Origin of the sequence: uncultured Brachyspira sp., assembly GCF_949287625.1 — a bacterium.
Taxonomy (GTDB): domain Bacteria; phylum Spirochaetota; class Brachyspiria; order Brachyspirales; family Brachyspiraceae; genus Brachyspira.
On the sequence record NZ_CASEGO010000137.1, the window covers coordinates 1 to 6,391 of the forward strand.

The 6,391-nt window shown below is 25.1% G+C and carries 7 protein-coding genes; all 7 read left to right on the forward strand.

The genetic code is table 11. From position 1 onward, the window contains the following. Nucleotides 1-571 precede the first annotated feature (571 nt). Entirely contained in the window at nucleotides 572-1,414 is an 843-nt protein-coding gene (locus tag Q1X91_RS14410; protein ID WP_300759095.1) for a hypothetical protein, read from the forward strand. Next, a complete protein-coding gene (locus Q1X91_RS14415) occupies nucleotides 1,404-2,345 on the forward strand; it encodes a tetratricopeptide repeat protein (RefSeq protein WP_300759097.1) in 942 nt (313 codons plus the stop codon). The genes Q1X91_RS14410 and Q1X91_RS14415 overlap by 11 nt, the downstream gene beginning before the upstream one ends. Nucleotides 2,346-2,394: 49 nt before the next feature. Then, the gene (locus tag Q1X91_RS14420; RefSeq protein ID WP_300759099.1) at nucleotides 2,395-2,850 is read left to right on the forward strand and encodes a DUF721 domain-containing protein; all 456 of its coding nucleotides are present in this window, start codon (nucleotides 2,395-2,397) and stop codon (nucleotides 2,848-2,850) included. Continuing rightward, nucleotides 2,843-3,733, forward strand: a complete 891-nt coding sequence (locus tag Q1X91_RS14425; protein WP_300759101.1) for a sigma-70 family RNA polymerase sigma factor — start codon at nucleotides 2,843-2,845, stop codon at nucleotides 3,731-3,733. The genes Q1X91_RS14420 and Q1X91_RS14425 overlap by 8 nt, the downstream gene beginning before the upstream one ends. 13 nt (nucleotides 3,734-3,746) lie before the next feature. Beyond that, entirely contained in the window at nucleotides 3,747-4,241 is a 495-nt protein-coding gene (locus Q1X91_RS14430) for a hypothetical protein (protein ID WP_300759103.1), read from the forward strand. A 27-nt stretch (nucleotides 4,242-4,268) separates the two neighbouring features. Further along, entirely contained in the window at nucleotides 4,269-4,838 is a 570-nt protein-coding gene (locus Q1X91_RS14435) for a DNA-3-methyladenine glycosylase I (protein WP_300759105.1), read from the forward strand. A 77-nt stretch (nucleotides 4,839-4,915) separates the two neighbouring features. After that, entirely contained in the window at nucleotides 4,916-6,100 is a 1,185-nt protein-coding gene (locus Q1X91_RS14440) for a cyclic nucleotide-binding domain-containing protein (protein WP_300759107.1), read from the forward strand. Nucleotides 6,101-6,391 lie beyond the last annotated feature (291 nt).

Genomic DNA, 6,391 nt, shown 5'->3' on the forward strand with positions numbered 1-6,391 from the left:
CTGTTGGGGGCGGTATATATGTGGGGCTTAATAAATTAATCTTCTTACATGACATTATCATCACTACTATCAAAATAAATAAAAGAAGTAAAAAATACATTTTTTTGTTAATAAAGTTCTTTTTCATATAATAACTCCTTACTTTTTTACTGTAGAATTATCCCTTTATTATTATATACGTAAAAAATTAAATATGCAAGTAAAAAAAATTGAAAAATAATTGTTTAAAAACTATTTTTTAATAATTATTTATAAACTATTATAATTTTTTTGTGTATAGCTTTGTATTATGCAGTAAATAGAAACCGAAGCATTTTTATGAATTTAATACAAGAATACAACATATAAAACATTATCTTTATAATTTTTTAACTAAATAATTTTTTATAACTAATTTTCTAAATTAATTTTTTAACAAGTCTAATAATAAATCTACACGCCGCTTATTAATTAATATAAAGTATAATATTTTTTTACACTGGATTTATTTTGAAAAAATTGTATAATCTATTAGTGATAGTTTTCGATATATTGTAATGACACATTAGAAATATTTTTTAAGGAGTCTGCAATGGCGAGTTTAAGCGATAAAGAAATTAATACCACCTTGGCAAAAATAAGACATGAATATGAACAAGGTGCTGAAAAATATGGTAATAAAATATACAATCTAAACAGTTTTAATGACAGATATAGAGAAGCTTTACAAAACAGACAAGATTTATCAAACTTTCTAATAGTAGAAATAAAAATATTGGAAGACATAAAAACTACATTAAGAGACAGAGAATTAGAACGCCAAAGAAAAAAAGCAGAAGAAGAAAAAGCTAAAGAAAATTCTTTTATGAATAAAGTTGATAATATGATAGAAAAATTCAAAAGTGCAACAGAAAAATATCCGTTAGAAGATATTCACCCTAAAGCTGATGATGAAATAAGACATTTATATGGTGCTTTTAAAGAATTATATAACTGTTTCTCTGTTATTAGATTCTTCTGCTGCGGACCTGCAAGCGACTATGTTGTAGAAACTGCTATCAAAGATTATGATAATCAATTCCAAAAGTTTATTATACCTGTAGGTGAAACAAAAGTGCCTCAGATATTTACTGATTATGTTTATGCTCTTCACAATGGGGATAACTCAAGCAGAGCTGAACAATTTATACTTAAAGAATCTGGATTTTTCCTTCATGCATTTATTGAAAAAATGAATAATATCAAATCATTAGCTCTAAAAGCAAGCAATGACGGAGAAATAGTACTTCCTGATTATTTAAATGTTCAGTCTCCTAGAGTATATAAATTCTTTAAAGGTAAAACTAAAGAAGAAATGTATGATGCTACTATAGCCTATGCCAATGCTATGATAAACGATTTCAGGCTTCAAAGTTTCAAAAAAGATGCACATTAACAAGGTACTAATAGCTCTTTTTTTGATTACATTATCATTATACCCTCAAACTAATGAAGTATTTACTTACAATAGAAAAAATTTATCTAATGCATACCGTTACTATAATGCTAAAAACTATAAAAAAGCAGCTGAATTATTTGAGTATGAAATAGAAAACTCTCCTATATTAAAAATAGAATATTTTGAAAATCTCGCAAATTCATACATGAATCTTAGAGATTATACAAATATGCTTAGGGCAGCAAGAAGCGGAATAATAGTTAATAGATTCTCACCAAAACTTCATTTTCAAAAAGGTTATGCATTATATAAATTGGGGGATACTAATAAGGCTATAGAATCTATAAGATATTCTATAACTTTAGACCCTAATGATGCCTATATGAATAATTTTTTAGGGCTCTTATATCTATATGTAAAAGATTATAAACAGGCGGAGTCTTCTTTTCTTAAAGCAACTGTATACAGCCCTAATAATGTAGTTTATATGGTTAATCTCGCTGCTACATATGAAAGAGACAGAAATTTTAGTTCTGCTTTAAATGTATACGAAGAAGCATATAAAATAAATCCTAATTACAGAGGATTAGGAGATTCTGTAATTAGAGTAAAAGGCATAATAAACAGAATATCTGGAAAAAATATAGAAACAGACCCTGAAATAAATGAAATAGCAGAAAATAAAACTCTATCTACAAATCAAAATATCAATATCACTTATGATGAAGATGTTGAAGTTAAACCTATAGAAATGGACAATATATATACCAATGAAATAAATACTAATAATATAATCATCAATACTAATAATGTGCTAACCAATAATATACTAACTAATTATATAATCACAAATAATAATCTCATAACAAATAATATTATCAATAATGATACAGCATACACAAATATTCAAAATAATACTAATAATTAATTGATTATATAAAAAATTATTGTATTATATATCATTAGGATTATTGTATATGCACACTATTAAAAATACATTAGAAGAATACTATGATAATAAATTGTATCAAAATATCAATTTAGCAAGTTACATAAAAATATCTCAAAAATGGAATGATATTATGGGAGAAGTTTTATCAAAGATATGCTATCCCTTATTTTTTAGAAATGCTGTTCTTACTATTGCTGTAAGAGATAGTGTATGGGCTAATGAAATATTTATGAACAGAGCAAATATATTCAAAAATATAAAAAAAGAAACCAATATAGAAGTAGCAGAATTAAAGACAAGAATCGGAGAAATTAATAATAAGCCAGCTGAAAATTTAAATAAAAAAGAAGATATATATAAAGAACCCACTAAAGAACATAAAGAATGGATAGAGAAAGTAATAAAAGAATCAAATATAAAAGATGAAAAAATGAAAGAGATGTTTTATAATATATTAAAATATGAGGACAGTAATGATTGATGATGAGTTTATAAAAAAGAAAATTTCTGAGTACAAAGCTACAAAAAGTATAATAGCTTTAAGAGAAATTAATGAACATTTATCAAACTATATTTATAACTACCCTAGAAAAGTTTTCGGAGCTTATCATGAAAAGGCTTTGGAATTTTACTCATACTATATTGAAAGAATAGATAATATAATACTTAAATACAATGAAACTGATGCTAAATTTATTACTTGGCTTACATATACATTAAGAACGCATTATATTAATTTTTTAGACTTCAAAAAAAGAAAAGAAAAATACAATAAAAAAGAAATATCAATGGACGCTCCTTTATATAAATCATTATATGAAAGAGAGGCTATTACTCTTCATGATGTGCTTTATGAAACAAAATCCTACTCTATAAATGAATATATTGAAAATTATGATGATGACAGCAATATAGAAAAAATAGCTTTAAATATATTTAACTATATAGAAAAAGAGTTTAAAAGCAGAGATTCTTTAGCATTCTTTATACATAATCTCGAATTATTTATAAACCTTATTATATCGCCGTTAATGAAATATTTTAATATAAGCTACGAAGAAGCATATTCTATAATAGAAAAAGCAAGAGCAACATACATAAATAAATATAATGAAATATTAAAACAGCAGGATAAAATAGCAAAAGTCAATGCACAAATAGAAGAAAATAATAAAAAGGGAATATTTACTGTGCATTTGGCAAGTAAAAAACAAGATTATATAAAAAAGCTGCACAAAATAAAAATAAATGTACCTTATGGTTTTATAGCAAAACTTTTAAATATTACAAGCAATACAGTAACAAAAATAATTAATAAAATTAAATCTAATCTAAAAGAAAATTTTAAAAATTTATTGGAATAATATGGAATAATATATGGATAAAAATAATTACACAGAAGAAGAAATCATAAACTATGTTAATGGAATAAAAGTTTCTGATAACTTTTTAAATATGCTTGAAACAGATGAAGAGCTTCAGAGAAAAGTAAGCAGCCTAAAAAATGATTTGTTTATTATGGAAAATATAGAAGATTCAAATATGTTTATAGAATCAAAGAAAAAATCAGTTATCAATATAAAAGACGGTATAATAGATTATATGCTTTATTTCAGCAGAATATCTCCTATGGCATCAAGAGGCGATGATAATAATGATGATATTTATGTTTATAAAAATATAGAGATAAGTAAAAGCGGCAATGAATATTTTATTAATATAAACGATATAAAAAACTGGTGTGTTATAGAGCATAACGGAGAGAAAATAGTAAATATATTTGGTCAAAAGAATAATTATTCTTCAGCTTTAAAAAAAGGATTGTATAACATAAAAGTAGATAATGAGGAATGCAGTATTAATATAGAATAAATAAATAAATTAGGATGTATAAAATAAATGAACAATATTTGCAAATGGGCTAAAACAGATATAGAGATAAAATACCATAATGAGGAATGGTGCCGAATATGTCATGATGAAAACAAACTATTTGAAATGCTTATATTAGAGGGTATGCAGGCAGGTCTTAGCTGGAGATGCATATTAAATAAGCGTGAGAATATGAGAAAGGCATTTGATAATTTTGATTATAAAAAAATAGCTGAATATGACGATAAAAAAATAGAAGAGCTATTAAATAATAAAGACATAATAAGAAATAGAAGGAAAATTAATGCTCTTATAGTAAATGCTAATAAATTTATAGAAGTTCAAAAAGAGTACGGAAGTTTTGATAAATACATATGGTCTTTTACAAATAATAAGCAAATAGATAATAAATTAGATGATGAATGCATGCTTCCAGCAAGAAATGAATTATCTGACACAATAAGTAAAGATTTATCAAAAAGAGGATTTAAATTCGTAGGAAGTATTATTATATACAGCTATTTGGAAGCCATAGGAATAGTAAATGATCATTCTGTAAACTGTGATTTTTACAAAAAAACTGAATATGACAAATAAAAAATAAAAACTGAATATTGACTAATAATGATAATAAATTAGAATAAAATAATATAATTGTTATACGGATAAAACATATGCACGGATATAATACTATACACTTTAAAAAATCAACTATTATTTACATTAAAGACCAAATACCAAAAGATGTATTTTATATAATAACAAAAGGCAAAGCCATATCATATGGTACTTTTAACTATAATATAGAATTCAATAAGGGAGACATTTTAGGATTAGTAAATATTTTGTTAAATGAACCCTATTTCTTTAATGTAAAAGCAATGGAAGATGTTGAAGCTATAGAAGTAGACATATCAGAAGTTATCAAAACAAAAAATGAAGAGCTAATGATAAAAACAGCTGAGAACTTAGATGCTTCATTTGAAACTTGGCTTGGAAGATATTATATGCAGCTTTCAAAAAATAAAGAGATTTCTCATATAAGAACAAAAGAAGAAATAATGAATATGGCAGATGTTTATAATAAAAACGGATTTAAACATATTGCATACAAAGTATATAACGAATATACAAAACTATTCCCAGAAAATGCTGATGATGTAAAAGATAAACTATCAGAAATAACTCCTATAGAAGAGCCGCAAAAAAATGATGATAATGTATACTATTATAAAAAAGGATATTGTTTGTATACAGAATTGGAATACACTAATACTCTTTATATCATAAAATCAGGAGAAATAGGAATATATAATATAGTAAATTTAGAACAAGTTACAAGAGCCATTTATTCAAAAAACAGTATGATAGACGGATACAAGCCAGTTTTGCAGTATCAGCCTCTTTCAACTTCTGCTGTTGCTTTGGAAGATTCTTATATAAAAGTACTAACAAAAAAAGAATTAATAAATCTTACCGAACATGATCCTGAGCTAAGCCTTTACTATATAAAAATGGTTAGTGTAAAAATAAGAAATACTATATTAAAAATGATGGTTCTTAGTGTAGATGATTTATTATCAAAACTGCTTATAACACTTTATTATATATTAAAAACAGAGATACTCCCTGAAGATGTTAATTCTGTAAATTTATTATATACATTAAATGATATAAAAACTTTAATGAATATAAAAGATGTAAAACTTATAGAGAAAGAATTAAACAGAGTAAGAGGCGTATCAATATCTTCAGATGGGTATATTAATATAACAGATATGAAAAGCCTAATAATAGAATATAGAAACTGTATTAACAGACTAAGCAACACTCATCATCATAGTATGATGTATTTTTAAGATATGTTAGTATATACTGAAAATTTTTAAGTTTGTCAATTGGTACACATTATACATAATTTTCAACTTTTTTGCTGCACACACCACAGGCGGGCTTTGCCAAAAGTTTTTGCCAAAGGCACGCTTCGCGAAAAATGCAATTGCTAGAACTTTATATTTTTAAGATATGTATTAAATGTATGGTAACACCCAAAATTTGGGCTAAAAATGCAGTCTTTTTGGTTCTTTGTGTCAACAAAAGAACTGGGGGTGTGGGGGCTAGTCCCCACAAATCTAAAATTTAAAAATTTA